This is a genomic window from Pseudoalteromonas sp. DSM 26666, assembly GCF_900116475.1.
In the GTDB taxonomy this organism is placed as follows: domain Bacteria; phylum Pseudomonadota; class Gammaproteobacteria; order Enterobacterales; family Alteromonadaceae; genus Pseudoalteromonas; species Pseudoalteromonas tetraodonis.
The window spans coordinates 221,413-237,972 of the sequence record NZ_FPAR01000005.1 but is presented as its reverse complement, the minus strand read 5'-3'; the positions used below and the strand labels follow the sequence as shown (position 1 = coordinate 237,972).

15 protein-coding genes and 1 tRNA gene are annotated in these 16,560 nt (G+C 40.1%); 11 read left to right on the top strand and 5 right to left on the bottom strand.

What is annotated here, in order from left to right; translation table 11 throughout:
• Positions 1–24: 24 nt before the first annotated feature.
• On the bottom strand, positions 25–321 hold the full coding sequence (gene yhbY / locus BM380_RS11275; RefSeq protein WP_008112687.1) for a ribosome assembly RNA-binding protein YhbY: 297 nt from the start codon (positions 319–321) through the stop codon (positions 25–27).
• A gap of 88 nt (positions 322–409) precedes the next feature.
• Here yhbY and rlmE point away from each other — a divergent pair, with 88 nt between their 5' ends.
• From rlmE to BM380_RS11235, 8 genes are all read left to right on the top strand, one after another.
• Positions 410–1,039 carry a 23S rRNA (uridine(2552)-2'-O)-methyltransferase RlmE gene (gene rlmE / locus BM380_RS11270; RefSeq protein ID WP_013465499.1) on the top strand — a complete coding sequence of 210 codons (630 nt, stop codon included), beginning with the start codon at positions 410–412 and terminating at the stop codon, positions 1,037–1,039.
• Between the two features lie 66 nt (positions 1,040–1,105).
• Positions 1,106–3,070: an ATP-dependent zinc metalloprotease FtsH gene (gene ftsH / locus BM380_RS11265; protein ID WP_090494494.1), complete on the top strand. Its 1,965-nt coding sequence runs from the start codon at positions 1,106–1,108 to the stop codon at positions 3,068–3,070.
• Between the two features lie 95 nt (positions 3,071–3,165).
• Positions 3,166–4,011, top strand: a complete 846-nt coding sequence (folP, locus tag BM380_RS11260) for a dihydropteroate synthase (RefSeq protein ID WP_013465497.1) — start codon at positions 3,166–3,168, stop codon at positions 4,009–4,011.
• Positions 4,012–5,361 (top strand): phosphoglucosamine mutase, encoded by a 1,350-nt coding sequence (glmM, locus tag BM380_RS11255; RefSeq protein ID WP_013465496.1) that lies wholly within the window; start codon positions 4,012–4,014, stop codon positions 5,359–5,361.
• A 72-nt stretch (positions 5,362–5,433) separates the two neighbouring features.
• Positions 5,434–6,183: a triose-phosphate isomerase gene (gene tpiA, locus BM380_RS11250; protein WP_013465495.1), complete on the top strand. Its 750-nt coding sequence runs from the start codon at positions 5,434–5,436 to the stop codon at positions 6,181–6,183.
• A gap of 1 nt (position 6,184) precedes the next feature.
• Entirely contained in the window at positions 6,185–6,538 is a 354-nt protein-coding gene (gene secG / locus BM380_RS11245) for a preprotein translocase subunit SecG (RefSeq protein WP_090494402.1), read from the top strand.
• Between the two features lie 78 nt (positions 6,539–6,616).
• A tRNA-Leu gene (locus tag BM380_RS11240) sits at positions 6,617–6,701 on the top strand.
• 250 nt (positions 6,702–6,951) lie between these two features.
• Positions 6,952–8,577: a methyl-accepting chemotaxis protein gene (locus BM380_RS11235; protein ID WP_013465493.1), complete on the top strand. Its 1,626-nt coding sequence runs from the start codon at positions 6,952–6,954 to the stop codon at positions 8,575–8,577.
• Positions 8,578–8,683: 106 nt separating this feature from the next.
• Here the strand turns inward: BM380_RS11235 and BM380_RS11230 are convergent, their stop codons facing one another.
• From BM380_RS11230 to BM380_RS11220, 3 genes are all read right to left on the bottom strand, one after another.
• Positions 8,684–9,091, bottom strand: a complete 408-nt coding sequence (locus tag BM380_RS11230) for a type 2 periplasmic-binding domain-containing protein (protein ID WP_013465492.1) — start codon at positions 9,089–9,091, stop codon at positions 8,684–8,686.
• 12 nt (positions 9,092–9,103) lie between these two features.
• On the bottom strand, positions 9,104–10,249 hold the full coding sequence (locus tag BM380_RS11225) for a porin (protein WP_013465491.1): 1,146 nt from the start codon (positions 10,247–10,249) through the stop codon (positions 9,104–9,106).
• Between the two features lie 241 nt (positions 10,250–10,490).
• Positions 10,491–11,087 (bottom strand): LuxR C-terminal-related transcriptional regulator, encoded by a 597-nt coding sequence (locus BM380_RS11220; RefSeq protein ID WP_090494400.1) that lies wholly within the window; start codon positions 11,085–11,087, stop codon positions 10,491–10,493.
• Positions 11,088–11,461: 374 nt separating this feature from the next.
• Here BM380_RS11220 and BM380_RS11215 point away from each other — a divergent pair, with 374 nt between their 5' ends.
• A complete protein-coding gene (locus BM380_RS11215; RefSeq protein WP_013465488.1) occupies positions 11,462–13,684 on the top strand; it encodes a TonB-dependent receptor in 2,223 nt (740 codons plus the stop codon).
• 72 nt (positions 13,685–13,756) lie between these two features.
• Here the strand turns inward: BM380_RS11215 and BM380_RS11210 are convergent, their stop codons facing one another.
• Positions 13,757–14,122 carry a hypothetical protein gene (locus tag BM380_RS11210; RefSeq protein ID WP_013465487.1) on the bottom strand — a complete coding sequence of 122 codons (366 nt, stop codon included), beginning with the start codon at positions 14,120–14,122 and terminating at the stop codon, positions 13,757–13,759.
• A gap of 49 nt (positions 14,123–14,171) precedes the next feature.
• Here BM380_RS11210 and BM380_RS11205 point away from each other — a divergent pair, with 49 nt between their 5' ends.
• Together BM380_RS11205 and ggt are read left to right on the top strand one after the other, a co-directional pair.
• Entirely contained in the window at positions 14,172–14,717 is a 546-nt protein-coding gene (locus BM380_RS11205) for a GNAT family N-acetyltransferase (RefSeq protein ID WP_090494398.1), read from the top strand.
• Between the two features lie 111 nt (positions 14,718–14,828).
• Positions 14,829–16,493, top strand: coding sequence for a gamma-glutamyltransferase (gene ggt / locus BM380_RS11200; protein ID WP_016899256.1), 1,665 nt, complete (start codon positions 14,829–14,831; stop codon positions 16,491–16,493).
• Positions 16,494–16,560: the final 67 nt, after the last annotated feature.

Here is a 16,560-nt window from a genome sequence, read left to right as displayed (position 1 = left end):
TTGTTTTACCTTTAAATGGCCTTATTAGCCACGAGGTAATTGAATTTTTTTCTCAGGGCTTTGACGATAAAGCACAATCGTATGACCGATAGTCTGTAATTTAGTAGCCCCTGTTTCGCGAACAATAGCATCAAAAATAAGCTTTTTGGTTTCACGATCGTCTGTTGGCACCTTCACTTTAATTAATTCGTGAATTTCTAGTGCGCTTTGGATTTCAACTACTACGCCTTCGGTTAAACCGTTAGAACCTAGTAAAACTACAGGCTTAAGGCTATGCGCCTGACCTTTTAAAAACTGCTTTTGTTTGTTTGATAATGTCATGATATTACAAATTTTGCTGAATATGGCTTGAATTAAGGGTATTCTAACGCCATCTAGAGAATATTACTAATTAGTTGCGTGTTAATTTATGACAAATAAAAAACAGTCAGCCAGTTCACAACGTTGGCTTAAAGAACATTTTGATGATAAATATGTTCAAGAAGCGCAAAAAAAAGGCTGGCGCTCTCGAGCTGTTTTCAAATTAGACGAAATCCAAAACAAAGATAAGTTATTGCGCCCAGCGATGACCGTTGTTGATTTAGGCGCAGCCCCAGGGAGTTGGTCACAATACTTAGCTGAAAAAGTGGGTGACAAAGGCCAAGTGGTTGCGTGTGATATTTTACCTATGGACTCTTTAGCGGGCGTTGACTTTTTACAAGGCGATTTTCGTGAAGAAGCGGTACTTGATGCATTGTTAAAACGCATTGATGGTAAAAATGTAGATGTGGTATTGTCTGATATGGCACCTAACATGAGTGGCAATAACTCGGTTGATCAGGCAGGTAGCATGTACTTGGTTGAGCTTGCACTTGATATGTGCAACCAAGTTTTAAAGAAAAATGGCGCGTTTATTGTTAAAGTATTCCAAGGTGAAGGCTTTGATCAATATTTGCAAGATGTACGTAATAGTTTTAAAGCAGTGAAGATACGTAAACCGGATGCCTCGCGTCCCCGTTCTCGGGAAGTATATATAGTAGCGACTGGATACAAACTGTAGTACAGTTGCTTGGCGTTTAGTTGAATTTAAATTAATTGGATACAAGAGGTTAACCCCTTGAGCGATATGGCGAAAAATCTAATACTCTGGCTGGTTATTGCAGTAGTGCTTATGTCAGTATTTCAGAGCTTTAATGGCGGCGATCAAGTTGATCGTCAAACAAGTTACAGTCAATTTGTAAAAGACGCCCGTAGCGGCTCTATACAAGAAGTGTCCATTGAAAGTGGTAGTGGCACAATTACTGGCATAAAAAATAGTGGCGAGCGTTTTCAAACCATTATGCCTATTTATGACAAAGACATTTTAAATGATTTGTTAAAAAGCGATGTGAACGTTAAAGGTGTTAAACCTGAAGAACAATCGTTTTTAGCAAGCATTTTTATTTCTTGGTTCCCTATGATCCTGCTTATTGGTGTGTGGATTTTCTTCATGCGTCAGATGCAAGGTGGCGGTGGCAAAGGCGCCATGTCATTTGGTAAAAGTAAAGCCCGCTTAATGAGTGAAGATCAAGTCAAAACGACCTTTGCTGATGTAGCTGGCTGTGATGAAGCCAAAGACGATGTAACTGAGCTGGTGGACTTTTTACGTGACCCTTCTAAGTTTCAAAAATTAGGCGGTAGTATTCCTAAAGGCGTACTTATGGTCGGTCCTCCAGGTACAGGTAAAACATTACTTGCTAAGGCTGTTGCTGGTGAAGCAAAAGTACCGTTCTTTACTATTTCGGGTTCTGACTTTGTTGAAATGTTTGTAGGTGTAGGTGCATCACGTGTACGTGACATGTTCGAACAAGCTAAAAAAGCAGCTCCTTGTATTATCTTTATCGATGAAATTGATGCGGTAGGGCGTAAACGTGGCGCTGGTATGGGGGGCGGCCATGATGAACGTGAGCAAACTCTAAACCAAATGCTTGTTGAAATGGACGGCTTTGAAGGTAATGAAGGTATTATCGTTATTGCTGCGACAAACCGTCCTGACGTACTAGACCCTGCGTTACTTCGTCCTGGTCGTTTTGACCGTCAAGTAGTGGTCGGTTTACCTGATATTCGCGGTCGTGAACAAATTCTCAAAGTACATATGCGTAAAGTGCCATTAGGCGATAACGTTGAAGCGGCCGTGATTGCACGTGGTACACCAGGATTCTCGGGTGCTGATCTCGCTAACCTTGTAAATGAAGCTGCTTTGTATGCTGCACGTGGCAATAAACGTGTTGTTAGTATGGCTGAATTCGACGCTGCGAAAGATAAAATCATGATGGGCGCTGAGCGCAAGACCATGGTTATGAGTGAGCAAGAGAAAGAAATGACGGCTTACCATGAAGCTGGCCACGCAATTGTAGGTCGTATGGTGCCAGAGCACGACCCAGTTTATAAAGTATCTATTATCCCACGTGGCCGAGCGCTAGGTGTGACTATGTATTTACCAGAACAAGATCGTGTTAGTCACTCTAAAGAGCTTTTAGAATCAATGATTTCAAGCCTTTACGGTGGTCGTATTGCTGAGGCAATCATTTATGGTGAAGACAAAGTAACCACGGGTGCAAGCAACGACATTGAACGTGCCACTGATATTGCGCGTAAGATGGTGACTCAGTGGGGCTTAAGCGAAAAATTAGGTCCATTACTTTACGCTGAAGATCAAAGTGAGATGTACATGGGTGGCGGCGGTGGTCGCTCTATGAGCATGTCTGATGAGACGGCGAAAGTAATTGATGCAGAAGTACGTTTATTCTCAGACCGCAACTATCAACGTGCAGAATCAATATTGAAAGAAAACATTGATATTCTGCATGCAATGAAAGATGCATTAATGAAGTATGAAACCATTGATGCGAAGCAAATTGATGATTTAATGGCTCGTCAGCCTGTACGTGAACCACGTGATGCGCATGACCGTCATGAAGCTAAACCAGAAAAAGAAGATGTTTCTAAAGACAAACCAGTTGATGAAGTACAAAAACCAGCTGATGAAGTACAAAAACCAGCTGATGAATCTAAAAAAGATGAAACAAACCTTGATGATAAAGCTGAATAATCGTTAAAATAACATATCCAAAAGCCCCGAAGTTCGGGGCTTTTTTGTATCAGTTTGATGTAAATAACTAAAATTATCACATATTAAGGTTAGCGATGAATAATAAAATTAACCTTGCGCGTGGCCGAACGCTTGATTTTGCAGAGCCTGTGATTATGGGGATCGTGAATGTTACCCCTGATTCATTTTCTGATGGCGGTCAGTTCTTAAATACAACTGCCGCGCTGAGTCATGCGATGCAATTACTTGATGATGGTGCGACCATTTTAGATATCGGTGGCGAGTCAACACGCCCAGGCGCACCTGATGTTAGCCTTGAAGATGAGCTAAAGCGTGTTATTCCTATTATTAAAGCTATTCGTGAGCAAAGTGACTGCGTTATTTCAATCGATACCAGTAAAGCTGAGGTGATGCGCCAAGCGATTGAAGCCGGTGCTGATATTGTCAACGATGTACGGGCATTGCAAGAGCCCGGCGCAATCGATGTGGTTGCACAGTTTCCTGAGGTAGCAGTGTGTTTAATGCATATGCAAGGGCAACCTCGTAGTATGCAACACGCTCCTCACTATAATGACTTAGCGGGTGAGATAAACGATTTTTTTAGCCAGCGAATAGCCGCATGTGAAGCTGCTGGCATTAAACAAAGCCAGTTAATTTTAGATCCTGGTTTTGGTTTTGGAAAAACACTAAAGCATAATTATCAAATATTGGCTCAATTTAACGATTATGCAAAATTGGGACTTCCTTTGCTCGCGGGATTATCGCGTAAGTCAATGATTGGTAAATTATTAAATAGAGACACAGACGATAGATTGGCAGGCAGTTTAGCTGGAGCACTGATCGCCGCACAAAACGGTGCACACATTATTCGTGTGCATGATGTAAAAGAAACCGCAGATGTGCTTGGCGTATATCAAGCCTGCAAACAAGGAGTACTTTAAATGAAAGAAAGAAAATATTTTGGCACGGACGGTGTGCGTGGTTTAGTAGGTCAAGGTCCTATTAACCCAGAGTTTGCGATGAAATTGGGTTGGGCCGCAGGGCGTGTACTCTCACTTCATGGCACTAAAAAAGTCATTATAGGTAAAGACACTCGTATTTCAGGTTACATGCTGGAGACTGCTTTAGAGGCTGGATTAATTGCAGCAGGTATTGATGTTATTCTTTTAGGGCCCATGCCAACGCCTGCAGTTGCTTATTTAGCGCAAACGTTTCGCGCTGAAGCGGGGATAGTGATCAGCGCATCACATAATCCTTATTATGATAACGGCATTAAGTTTTTCAATGGCCAAGGTTTAAAGTTAGATGATGAGGTAGAGCTACAAATTGAAGCGATGCTTGACGAGCCTATGACATGTGTTGCTTCTGACAAGTTAGGTAAAGCAACACGTTTATCTAGCGCTGATGGCCGTTATATTGAATTTTGTAAAAGCCAGTTTCCACAAGGATTATCCCTTGAAGGAATTAAAATTGTTTTAGATTGTGCTAATGGTGCTACATACCATATTGCTCCTTCTGTAATGCGAGAGCTTGGTGCAGAGGTGATCACCCATGCATGTGAGCCAAATGGCGTAAACATTAACCATGAATGTGGCGCAACCCATGTTGATACATTAAAGCGTAAAGTACTAGAGCATAAAGCGGATGTCGGTATCGCCTATGATGGCGACGGCGACCGTGTGATGATGGTTGATCATAATGGCCGCGTATTCGACGGTGATGATTTGGTTTATATTATTGCTTGCCAAGCTGCACAAGATGACAATTTAGGCGGTGGTGTTGTTGGCACGGTTATGTCGAATATGGGACTTGAAAATGCGTTAAAAGCAAAAAACATTGCTTTTGCTCGCAGTAAAGTCGGTGATCGTTATGTGATGGAACTGCTGCAGCAAAAAGGCTGGAAAATTGGCGGTGAAAGCTCAGGGCATGTGTTGAATTTAGATTTAATCAGCACGGGTGATGGTATCATCTCAAGCTTACAAGTGCTTGCTGCTATGGTAGCACAAAATCGTACACTTCAAGACTTAGGAGCCGGTTTTACTAAGTACCCAATGAAAATGATTAACGTACGTTACACTGCCGGTACTGATCCGACCCAAGCACCCGAAGTGCTCGCTGCAGTTGCTGAAGTAGAGCAAAGCTTAGCAGATAAAGGGCGCGTATTACTGCGTAAATCAGGCACTGAGCCTGTAGTACGAGTAATGGTTGAAGCTGAGCAAGAAAAAATAGTAATTGATAGTGCACAGAAAATAGCAGCGGTTGTCGAATCTATGAGCAAACAAACTGATTGATAACAATAACCTCTTGTAACTTTGGGCGAGTCGAGTTAATATCTCGCCCGCTTTCTAATGTGGAGTGGAAAAATGGCAGCACGCAAAGCGATGGTCGCAGGCAACTGGAAAATGAATGGTTCATTAGAACTCGTTCAACAACTGTCTGATGCTATTAACGATGTTAAATCTTCTGAAGTAAACATTGTTTTATTTCCTCCGTTTCCTCTAGTCCCAGCAATGATTGCAAGTGGTGTAACAACAGGCACGCAAACAGTGTCTGAAAATACCCCAGGTGCATTTACTGGTGAAGTAGATGCCGAGCTAATTAAGCAGCTCGGTGCGAAATATGTACTGGTTGGTCACTCTGAACGACGCAGCATATACAAAGAAAGCAATGATACCGTTGCTGCAAAATTTGCTCGCGCGCAACAAGTAGGTCTAACGCCTATTTTATGTGTTGGCGAAAGCGAAACAGAGCAAGAAAGCGGTCAAACAGAACAAGTAGTTGCTGCGCAGATTGACGCGGTAATTAATAAATTAGGTGTAGCAGCACTAAAAGAATCTGTGATAGCATATGAGCCCGTTTGGGCTATAGGCACAGGTAAGACTGCATCGCCTGAACAGGCACAAAGTGTTCACAAATTTATCCGTGACAAAATTGCTGCACTAGATAGCGATTTAGCACAAGGGCTAACCATCTTATATGGTGGTAGCGTTAATGAAAAAAATAGCGAATTATTATTTGCGCAAACAGATATAGACGGCGGCCTAATTGGAGGCGCAAGTTTAAAAGCAGAATCATTTACTGCTATCTGCAATAGTGCAAAAGGGACCGTATAAGATGTACGAAATTTTATTAGTAGTGTATTTAATTGTAGCTTTAGCGCTTGTTGGTATGGTTTTGATCCAACAAGGTAAAGGTGCGGACATGGGGTCATCATTTGGTGCCGGCGCATCGTCTACAGTTTTCGGTTCTTCTGGGGCTGGGAATTTCATGACGAAAACGACAACGGTATTAGCTACAATCTTTTTTGTGCTTAGTATTGTGTTAGGTAACCTAACTGCCGGTCAAATTAAAAAGACTGACGAATGGGAAAACCTAGAAGCGGCTCCAACTGTTGAAACAGTGACTCCAGTTGAAGAAGATGTGCCAGTCACATCAACTAAAGAGCAAAGCTCTGACGTACCAAATTAATTTAGTTTTAAATCGTTAAGTTGTTTATTTCCCTCAAATAAACATGCGGACTTAACACTAAGCAATAGCTTAAAAAATGCGGATGTGGTGGAATTGGTAGACACGCTACCTTGAGGGGGTAGTGCTTTCGGGCGTGGGGGTTCAAGTCCCCCCATCCGCACCAAATACAAAAACCAGTAACAGTAATGTTACTGGTTTTTTTGTGCCTAAAATTTAAAATATTGAACAACTCTTTTAGGATTAATGTTGATCATTGAGTAGAACACTCTATATTTCAATTGTTAGTGTTTACAAAAGAATATTACGGTATATTTAACTTTATGTATAAAAAGCGTCTAAAGTTAAAAATAAAGTTAACATTTATGCATCTTAAGCCGATAATAACTATAGATAATTAAACGGAGTAAATGAATATGGCTTCAGGTTTCTCTTTTAAAAACCTCAGCATTACTAAAAAAATACATGCAATTACATCTATAGCGATCATCGCATTCTTAGTAATCGTTTTGGTTAACTACTTTGCCATGAACGAAAATCGCATATCACTCAATGAAATGGAGAAATCGTCTTATAAAGTAGCCAAATTAACCTTGGCTAACGTTAGTATTTTAGAAAAATTAGATGAATTATACACCCAGGCTGTAACCTTTGGTGAGCAAGACTTAGTAACAAAGGCGAGTGAAACCTATGCGCAGTTGGTTACTAATCTTGGTGCGATTGAGGCAATTAATACCTCTTATATTGATAATGATACAAAAACACGACTAGCTAATTACGAAAAAATATCTGCAACTATTGCCAATGGTATGGTTAATGGCACGGCAGATTTCAGTAAAATTCAACAACAAGCTCAGCTTAAAACAAGCCTATATGAAGCCGTATTAACCAGCTTTAAAAGCGCACAGCAAAAAGCAGATGATCGCTTTTTCCAGCTTGTTGCTAATACAAAAGCTCGCTCAGATGACGCACTTAACTTAATGCTGGTTGTTGCGGTAGTTTCATTAGCACTGTTATTACTTATGGCTATTTGGATAGCGCGTAATATCGGTTCATCCGCTAGTGATGCCGCTAATAATTTAAGCCTTTTGGCAAGTGGTAAAGGGTCGTTAAGTACCAAGCTTGCTGTTAACTCAGAGGATGAAATAGGACAGGTATCTATAAACTTTAATGCTTTTATTAGCCTGCTTAGAGAAACCGTTTTAGAAGTCATCGCGGTATGTGAACCGTTAATGGAAAATTCAACCCGTCTTGTACAAGGGATGGAGCGAGCGGAGAGAGCGACCACCAAACAAACCACCGATGCAGATGTTGTTAAACAGTCGATGGAAGAAATGAAGCAAAGCGTGGGTGATATTTCACAATCAGCTGCAAGCGCATCTAATGCCGTGCAAACCGCAGAAAAAGAAGTAGATCAAAGCCGAATACAAGTAAAAATGTCTGTAAATGCGTCGCGAACGCTAAGTGATGAAATTAATATAGCGGCCAGCACCATTAATAAGTTAGCTGATGACACTAAAAATGTATCGCAAATATTAAATGTAATTACATCCATTGCCGAGCAAACAAACTTATTAGCCCTAAATGCCGCAATAGAAGCTGCACGCGCGGGTGAACATGGCCGAGGCTTTGCCGTGGTTGCAGATGAAGTCCGTGAGCTTGCCTCTCGTACGGCGCAGTCAACTAATGAAATACGTGAATTGTTAAGTACATTAAGTGTGGCAGCTAATGAATCTGTAAGCGCGATGACCTCTGCAAGAGATATGGCAACCGATAATGCTAGTGCAGCAGAGCAAACCGGTGTTTCGATTGAAAAAATTGCAGAGCAAATACTAGAAATTAATGGCATGAACTCGCAAATTGCAGCTGCAACAGAAGAGCAAACCTCTGTTGCTGCAATGGTTGTAGACAACGTATCTAATATGCATGTTTCATTTGAAGATACTATGAGCTCACTAAAAGCAGTAAGAGATGTGGCTAAAAACTTACATTACCTTTCAGATAACTTATTAGATGCAACTGCTAAGTTTAAAATTGAATAGTTGCTAAAGCACATTACTTTAACGTTTTATGATTTTGTAAAACGTTAAGGGATAAAAAAGCCCGCAATAAAGTATTTATTGCGGGCTTTTATTTTAATTTAGCAGATTAATACTTACCCACTACTTTAACTTTATCACTTACTTTGGCGCTATCGATATAGCCAATTGCATCTGCATTAGCAGCGACAAAATCAATCACAGCTTGGTCATTATCAAGTTTACCCGGCGGTGTGCCTTTACCTGTAAATACGAGCTTTGACCAATAGGCATTTAACTGACTACCCGATTTACCAACAAGTTTGTCGTTAAATTCATCAGCGACTGCAGTGCCATTTTGATTAACAGGGTTCACTTTGGTGCCATCGGCAAACGATTTGCTCTTGCCAAGGTATATTTTTTTAATATCGTCTTGGCTTACTGCATTAGCATTCGCAGGGTTAATGATGACTGCAACTTCAGCAAAAACTGCTGAGCTACATAATGTTAGCATGCTGGCTAAAATTAATTTTTTCATGATTCGCTCCAATTAAAATACTAAATCAACGCCAACGGCCACTACGTCGGTTTCAGTATTTGTTATGTCATCTTTTAAGCGGCTAAAGTCTACTTTTAAGGCAGCCATTGGGTGGAAATCATAACGAGCACCAATAGTGTACACATTACTTTTTGCTTTAGAGCCTTCCAAAACTTGGTTAAGGCCAGCATTTAATTGCGGCACAGTTGGGATTGCATTATAACGATTACTGTCATGCTCATCATCGTTATTTTCATAGGTTAAATGAACAAGCCATTCATCCATACGGTAGCCTAAGGATGTGTAATATTGAGTTTGCTTAGCGAGCGCACTGTTATCTACTTCAAACTGTGTGTATTCAGCGTCAAACAAGATATTGTTGTAATCAATTGAAAAGCCAAGCGCTAAAAATGCACCATCGTCTTCGTCAATAGCAATACTGTTTGCTTGGTCAACAAAACCTGAGTTACGAAGGGCTTGTTCTAAGCCGTTAAGGGCCATACCTTCGGCCGTATCATTTTCAATCTCAATACTCGTTTCGGCAACAAAGTAAGCAGCGCGAGCACTGAACCAATCGTAACTTAATGTCCAGTTTAACCCTGCAATATCATTAAGCTCGGTATCACCATTTACTGATACAACCGCGATATTATCATCGAAGCTGCCGTAAATAACCTGTAGAGTAGAGTCCCAATCACCAAGCTGAGTTGTATGTAATAAGCTTAGGCCTTCATAGGTTGAAAAAGGTAAGTTATATACAGACTGAGGTGGGCGCACCCAGCGGTAGGTATAGCCAACATCTAAAAAGTCAGAGTAACGATAAAACGGTGCACGCATTTTACCAGCACTGATCTGTAATTCGTCAGATATCTCATAAGTTAAGTATGCCCATTCAAAATCGGCATCAAAATCATTTTCGCCGCGAGCCACTATTTGGGCTGTAGCGGATAGCTTCTCTTGCAAATCAGCAGTTAGCTGAAGAGCAAATACGCTTTCATTTTTGAATGAAATATCATCATCATATCCATATAAAGTTTGATCACTATCGAGCGACTTACCACCGACAATAGAAGCAAACCCATTAATACGAACTTCAGCACTCGCGTTGCTTGTGGCAAGTGCGCAACAAATTGCTACTGCTACAGATAGTTTTTTCATTGTGTATCCTATTTAATTTCATGTGTATCCCGCTGCAGTATAAGACGAGTATTAACTTTTTTCTAATTAAAATTAATAAATTAAGTACTTTTCACTACCTTTTTGCAACAAGAACACATGACTGTGATTGAAAATTAAGGCTTTTATATTTTAAGGTAATGTAACTAGCTGAGTTTTTTGAATTATTTATGATGAGATAATATTTACTGCAGTACGTATTAAGTAGTAATTATTTTTTTAGTTATAAACGTGAATTTATATTTTTTAAGTTATCTTGGCACCAACGAATTGCTTGCTGTTTATTTTTGACCGCTATTTTTTTATAAATTTTATGTAAGTGCACTCTCACCGTCGCTTCACTTATAAATAAACTATCAGCAATAGCACTGGAATGAAGTCCGCTAAAGAGTAGATTGAGTACTTTAATTTCTTTATCGGTTAGGTTAGTTGTTTGCAAAGCGTTTTTTTGCTCTGTATCGAGCATTTGGCGCATCCAAATGTCACTAATGGTTCGTGGAAACCACAATTCACCTTGTTTAATTGCATCTAACCCTCTATTGAACAACTCTTCACTAGTATCTTGATAAAAAAGACCTTGTAAATTTGGCCATTCTTTGAGTGAAGCCGCATCGGTATTTTTAGGGATATTAAAAATAACGAGCCCTTGGTAATTATTTGTATGAATAAATTGGTTTAAAAGTTCGTAATTAGTAAGAGAATTTAGGGCTGAATAGCAGACTAACAATATGTCGTTATTCAATGTAGTAAAAAATAATGGATTATAGTGGTTGTTGTTAAAAAGCATGTTAGCTGATTGTGTGGTCTGTTTTTTTGTCATGCTTTTCACCTAAAAATGGCTTTGCTGTAGACTTAAATATAAAGGGTCTTTGGATATTGTCATAATCTCATGTAGCTTTAATGTGTTTTTCACAATAAATTATGTGTGCGATTTATGCACAACATGGCTGCTGGCTAATGTTAAAGTCTTAATTTAAAACCAAAGTTGCGTCATTATTGAGATAATTAGTTCAGATTAAAAACTGAAAATTAATTTTTTTGTATAAACTAAAGTTAAATATACATTTTGTAACTTTTATGTAATACAATACACTCCCAGAGGAAAGATGCATCTAAGCATCTTTTTTTATGCCTACAGTTTATGTTTACACAACATATAACGCATAATTAAATTAATACCCTTTGGAGAAAACCTTGAAATTACGCACCCTCTCACAGTTAAGTTTAGCGGTTATTGCAGCCCTAACAACTTCCGTAAATGCACAAGAAGCTAAAACCACTGCCAAACAAGACGCGTTTGAAAAAATTGAAGTTACAGCACGTAAACGTACCGAGAGCTTGTTCGAATCTCCAACTGCAATTACATCAATAGGCGCTAACCTTATTGATAAAGCCAATATGGGTAACTTAGAAGACATTGGCAAATACGTTCCTAACTTAAACATTACTCGTTATGGTGTTGGTAACGCGGCACATGCTTCTGTATTTATTCGCGGCATTGGTTTACAAGATCACATTATAACAACCGATCCCGGTGTAGGTGTTTACCTAGATGGCGTTTACCTAGGTCGCCAAATGGGGTCTAACTTATCGCTTCCTAATGTTGAGCGAGTTGAAGTTCTACGTGGACCACAAGGCACGCTTTATGGCCGTAATACATTAGGTGGTGCAGTAAACGTAATTACTAAGCAGCCTGGTGATGAAGGTATTTTAACGACAACTGCTAAAGTGGGTAGCCGTGGGCGTATTGCTGGCGATATTTACTTTAATAATGCACTAACCAATGATTTAAGCATGTCAGCCAGTGCGTCATACAAACAACGTGACGGTGTAGGTACGGCGGTAAATTTAGCTAACCCTGAAAAAGAAATTGGTGAAGAGCAAGAGTTTAGTGGTCGTATCGCGCTTAAATACGAAGCCACCAGCGACTTAGCGTTTACTTTCTCATTAGATGGGGTTGATAATGAATCAGGTCAATCACCTTATACTATTGAACTAACAGATTCATTAGATTCAAATGATGTATTCAATGGCGATTTCCCATTATTAACTGAAGACTTAATTCCATCGAATCCAGATGATTTAGGCACAACAGTTGCCGGTATTGAATCAACCTCATATTCAGGTTGGGGTACGTCATTTACCGCTGATTGGGCAATTAATAACACGTATACAACTAAGTTTATTTCAAGCTACCGCACTTCTGAGTATGAAGGTGGCTTAGATGATGATGCATCACCACTTAACTTATCTGAGTTCCCAGAAGTAGGCGGTGCAGATCAATACTCTTTTGAAGTTCAGTTAAACGCAACGTTTGACAAAATGGACTTTGTATCAGGCTTATATTTCTTTAATGAAGATGGTTTTACTCGCTCAGAAGATTTTGTATTTAGCCCGTTTAACACGCCAAATGGTCTGTTAAATGATGGAGTTACTCCGTCATTTGGTGGCTTTGGATTTTTTGAAATCAATCAAGAAACAAACTCATACGCAGCTTACATTAACGGTAGCTATGATTTAACGGATGATTTAACAATTGGCGGTGGTCTTCGTTACTCAGAAGATAAAAAAGACGCGAATGCGATTTTCCCAAGCTTTTCAGAGCGTAAATACATTAGTGCAGACTTTAATGCAGTGACATGGGATATTAATGCTTCATATCAGCTTAGCAATAATATGAATGTGTACGGCCAAGTACAAAAAGGCTATCAAACAGGTGGTTTCCCGCCGCGCCCATTTGGTGGTCCAGATCAGTTTGTATCGTTTGATGAAACCAAAGCAGTTAACTACGAAATTGGTTTAAAAGGCCAAGTACATGAAAATGTGTCTATGATGCTTGCGATGTTTGTTACCGACTACACTGACTTAGCACTACCATTCTCAGATCCAACTGCGGGTGGTGGCTTTGTAACTATTGTTGAGAATGCAGGTCAGTCTAAAGCGCAAGGTATTGAACTTGAAACCACAATTGCAATAACTGATGACTTTACTATTCGCAGTGCGGTAGGTTATTTAGACTCAGAGATTACCGAAGTCGCCGAGGGCGTACAAGGTATTGGTAAAGGTGATTCACCAGCATTGACTCCGCGTTGGACAGTGATGGTTGCGCCTTCTTACTTTGTAGATTTAAGTAATGGTGGCACAGTTGCATTGAATGCAAATTACTCATACCGCAGTGAAATGCAAGGTCAATCAGTTTTCAATAAGAGTGAAACGATTGATTCGCGTGAGCTCGTTGGCTTTAATATTTCTTACACTAACCCATACGGTGATATGGAAGTAACGTTATATGGCGAAAACGTATTAAACGAAGTTTACGATGTAGGACGTCTACAGCAAACTGGCTTTGTTGGCGTTATGCGCAGTAATGATCGTAGTGAGTTTGGTTTAAAATTCAAAAAAGACTTTGAACTATAATCTATATTTTACTTTAAAAGTAAAACAAAAAAGGTAAGCCATGGCTTACCTTTTTTTTATGGTTAAAAATAATTAACCTTCTTTATGTTCTTTACGTGCCTGCTCAATTTCTGCGGCAATTTCACGTGCTTTTTGCTTGGTTTTTTCAGTCAGCTCGCCAGCCGCTTCTTTGCTTTTAATCCATGCATCAACAGCTACTTCTTTGCCGTCGTCGTACATGTCTAAGCCCATTTCTTTACTCTCTTCAAGTAGCTCATTTAATGATTCATCATTTTTAAGCTCATTGGTTTTTTCCTTTACTTCATTCCAAGTTTCATCAAGCTTTTCTTTCACTTGAGCGCTTGTTTCTTTTGCATCTTGTTTTACTTCGTTGGCATCTTCACAGCCAGTTAACGTAATTAAAGTGCCTAATAAAGCTAAACCTGCTAATTTCTTCATTTACTATCTCCTTTAGAGAAAATTATATTTCAGGGGTAACTATACAACAATGAAAATGAACATAGCTGTAACAACACGATTAAGTTTTAAATTAATGGACGAACATGATTGGCCGCAATTATACGAGCTCGATCAAGACCCAGCCGTTATGCAGTATTTAACACAAGGTAAACCCACTTCGCTTGAAGAGATAAAAACAGTCAGTATTCCTAGAATGCTTGCTTATCGTAACGAGCAACAAGGGTGGGGGTTATGGCAAGTAACCTTGCGTGAAAGCAATACCTTTATAGGATGGGTGCTTGTTCGGCCGATGGGCTTTTTTTCAGATACGCCTGATTTTAGTGATATTGAAGTGGGCTGGCGGTTTAAGCAAGTGAGTTGGGGCAAAGGGTATGCTATCGAAGCGGCAGGCGCTATTTGTTCAGAGCTTGAAAAACAACGCCAAGTAAAGGCAATTAGCGCTACAGCACTGACCTCAAATGTTGGCTCAATTAATGTTATGAAAAAACTCGGTATGCAGCTTAAACATTATTATATTCATACAGAGGATGGCTCAAATTTAACAGCCGTACTTTATTCAAAGTCATGTGGATAATCTAACAACAATCCTAAGCTCTTTAAATGTGGCGTATAAATATTGACCTAGTGTTTGTTACTGTGCATTAATGTTTGCCATCAATGTATAAAAATAACCTAAGGATATGGGATGGGATCACTTTTTTCACCACGCAAGCTAATTATTAGCAGTGTCTTAATAATACAAGTAGGCTTTTTTAATGTAGCGGCTAAACAAAGTGCGGTGGCGATGCCCGACACATTTAGTGCCCACGCTGCAAAAGCCGTGTTAGAGCAAGGCGGCAACGCGATTGATGCAGCTATTGCTGCTCAGTTTGTATTAGCCGTTACGCTCCCCGAAGCGGGTAATATTGGTGGCGGTGGGTTTATGCTTATCCATAAAGATGGAAAAGGTGATTTTATAGATTACCGCGAAACCGCGCCCAGTGCCGCGCATCGTGATATGTATTTAGATGAGCAGGGGCAAGTAATTGAAAATAAATCTATTTACGGCATACACGCTAGTGGCGTGCCTGGCAGTGTCGCAGGAATGTGGTTAGCCCATAAAAAGCATGGTACGTTACCGTGGAAAGCGTTAGTGCAACCTGCGGTAACATTAGCAGAGCAGGGCTTTGTTGTGCCTGAAAAGTTGGCTCAGCTGATTGAGGACTATATAGCGCATCTAAATAATAAAAACATTAAAGTAAATTTTGCCAGTTATTTTGCTACAGCTACGGCAGGTGCGCTTTTTAAACAACCAGAGCTAGCTGCCACACTCAAACGCATTCGCGATGACGGTCAAGATGGCTTTTATCAAGGTGAAACTGCCGCAATTATTGCAAAATTTATGCACCAACATGGCGGGATCATTAACCAAGATGACTTAAAACGTTATCGTGCTAAATCGCGGACTCCTATAAAAGCGAACTGGAATGGCTACCAAGTGCTTACTTCACCGCCACCAAGTTCAGGCGGCATTGCTATATTGCAATGGCTGAAAATGTATGAGCTTAAAAAACCAACGCCTGCACAACAACATAATTCAGTAGGGTATGTGCATTTATTGGCTGAAATAGGTAAGCGAGTATTTGCCGATAGAGCAGAGTACTTAGGCGATCCTGATTTTTACCAAGTACCTACAGCAAAACTACTTGCAGAAAATTATCTTAAAAACCGTAGTAGCAGTATAGATTTAAAGGCTATTTCAACCACCGAAAACATTAAACCCGGTTTAAAAGAAAGCGAGCAAACCACTCACTTTTCCATTGTCGATAACATGGGTAACGCTGTAGCTAATACCACCACCATTAATTTAGGCTTTGGTAGTGGTGTGGTGGTAGAAGGCGCAGGCTTTATTTTAAACGATGAAATGGATGACTTTAGCGCTAAACCCGGGGTTATGAATGTATTTGGTGCCATTGGCGGCAAAGCAAATGAAATTCAGCCGCATAAACGTATGCTCAGCTCTATGACCCCCACTATTTTATTAAGTAATAACCAAGTGAAAATGGTAACAGGTTCACCGGGTGGCACCACCATTATTAGCTCGGTGTATCAATCAATACTCAACGCGATTGAATTTAACATGAGCGCCGATGATGTGGTAAATAGCCCACGTTTTCATCATCAGTTATGGCCAAAAAATGTGATCAGAGCACATGCCGGCTTGGAGCCATCAGTAAAACAACAGCTGATAAAAATGGGCTACACAGTGGATGAACGCCACTTTGGTGATATGCATGTGATTATTAATCATAATGGCAAATTAGATGCGGCGTCAGAGCAAAGCGGCCGAGGAAAAGCAATCGTGTTTTAACGTTAGCGTTTGCATGGCAATCCCCCCAAACTCTTGTTTGGGGGGATTGCCAATAGAATATTACTTA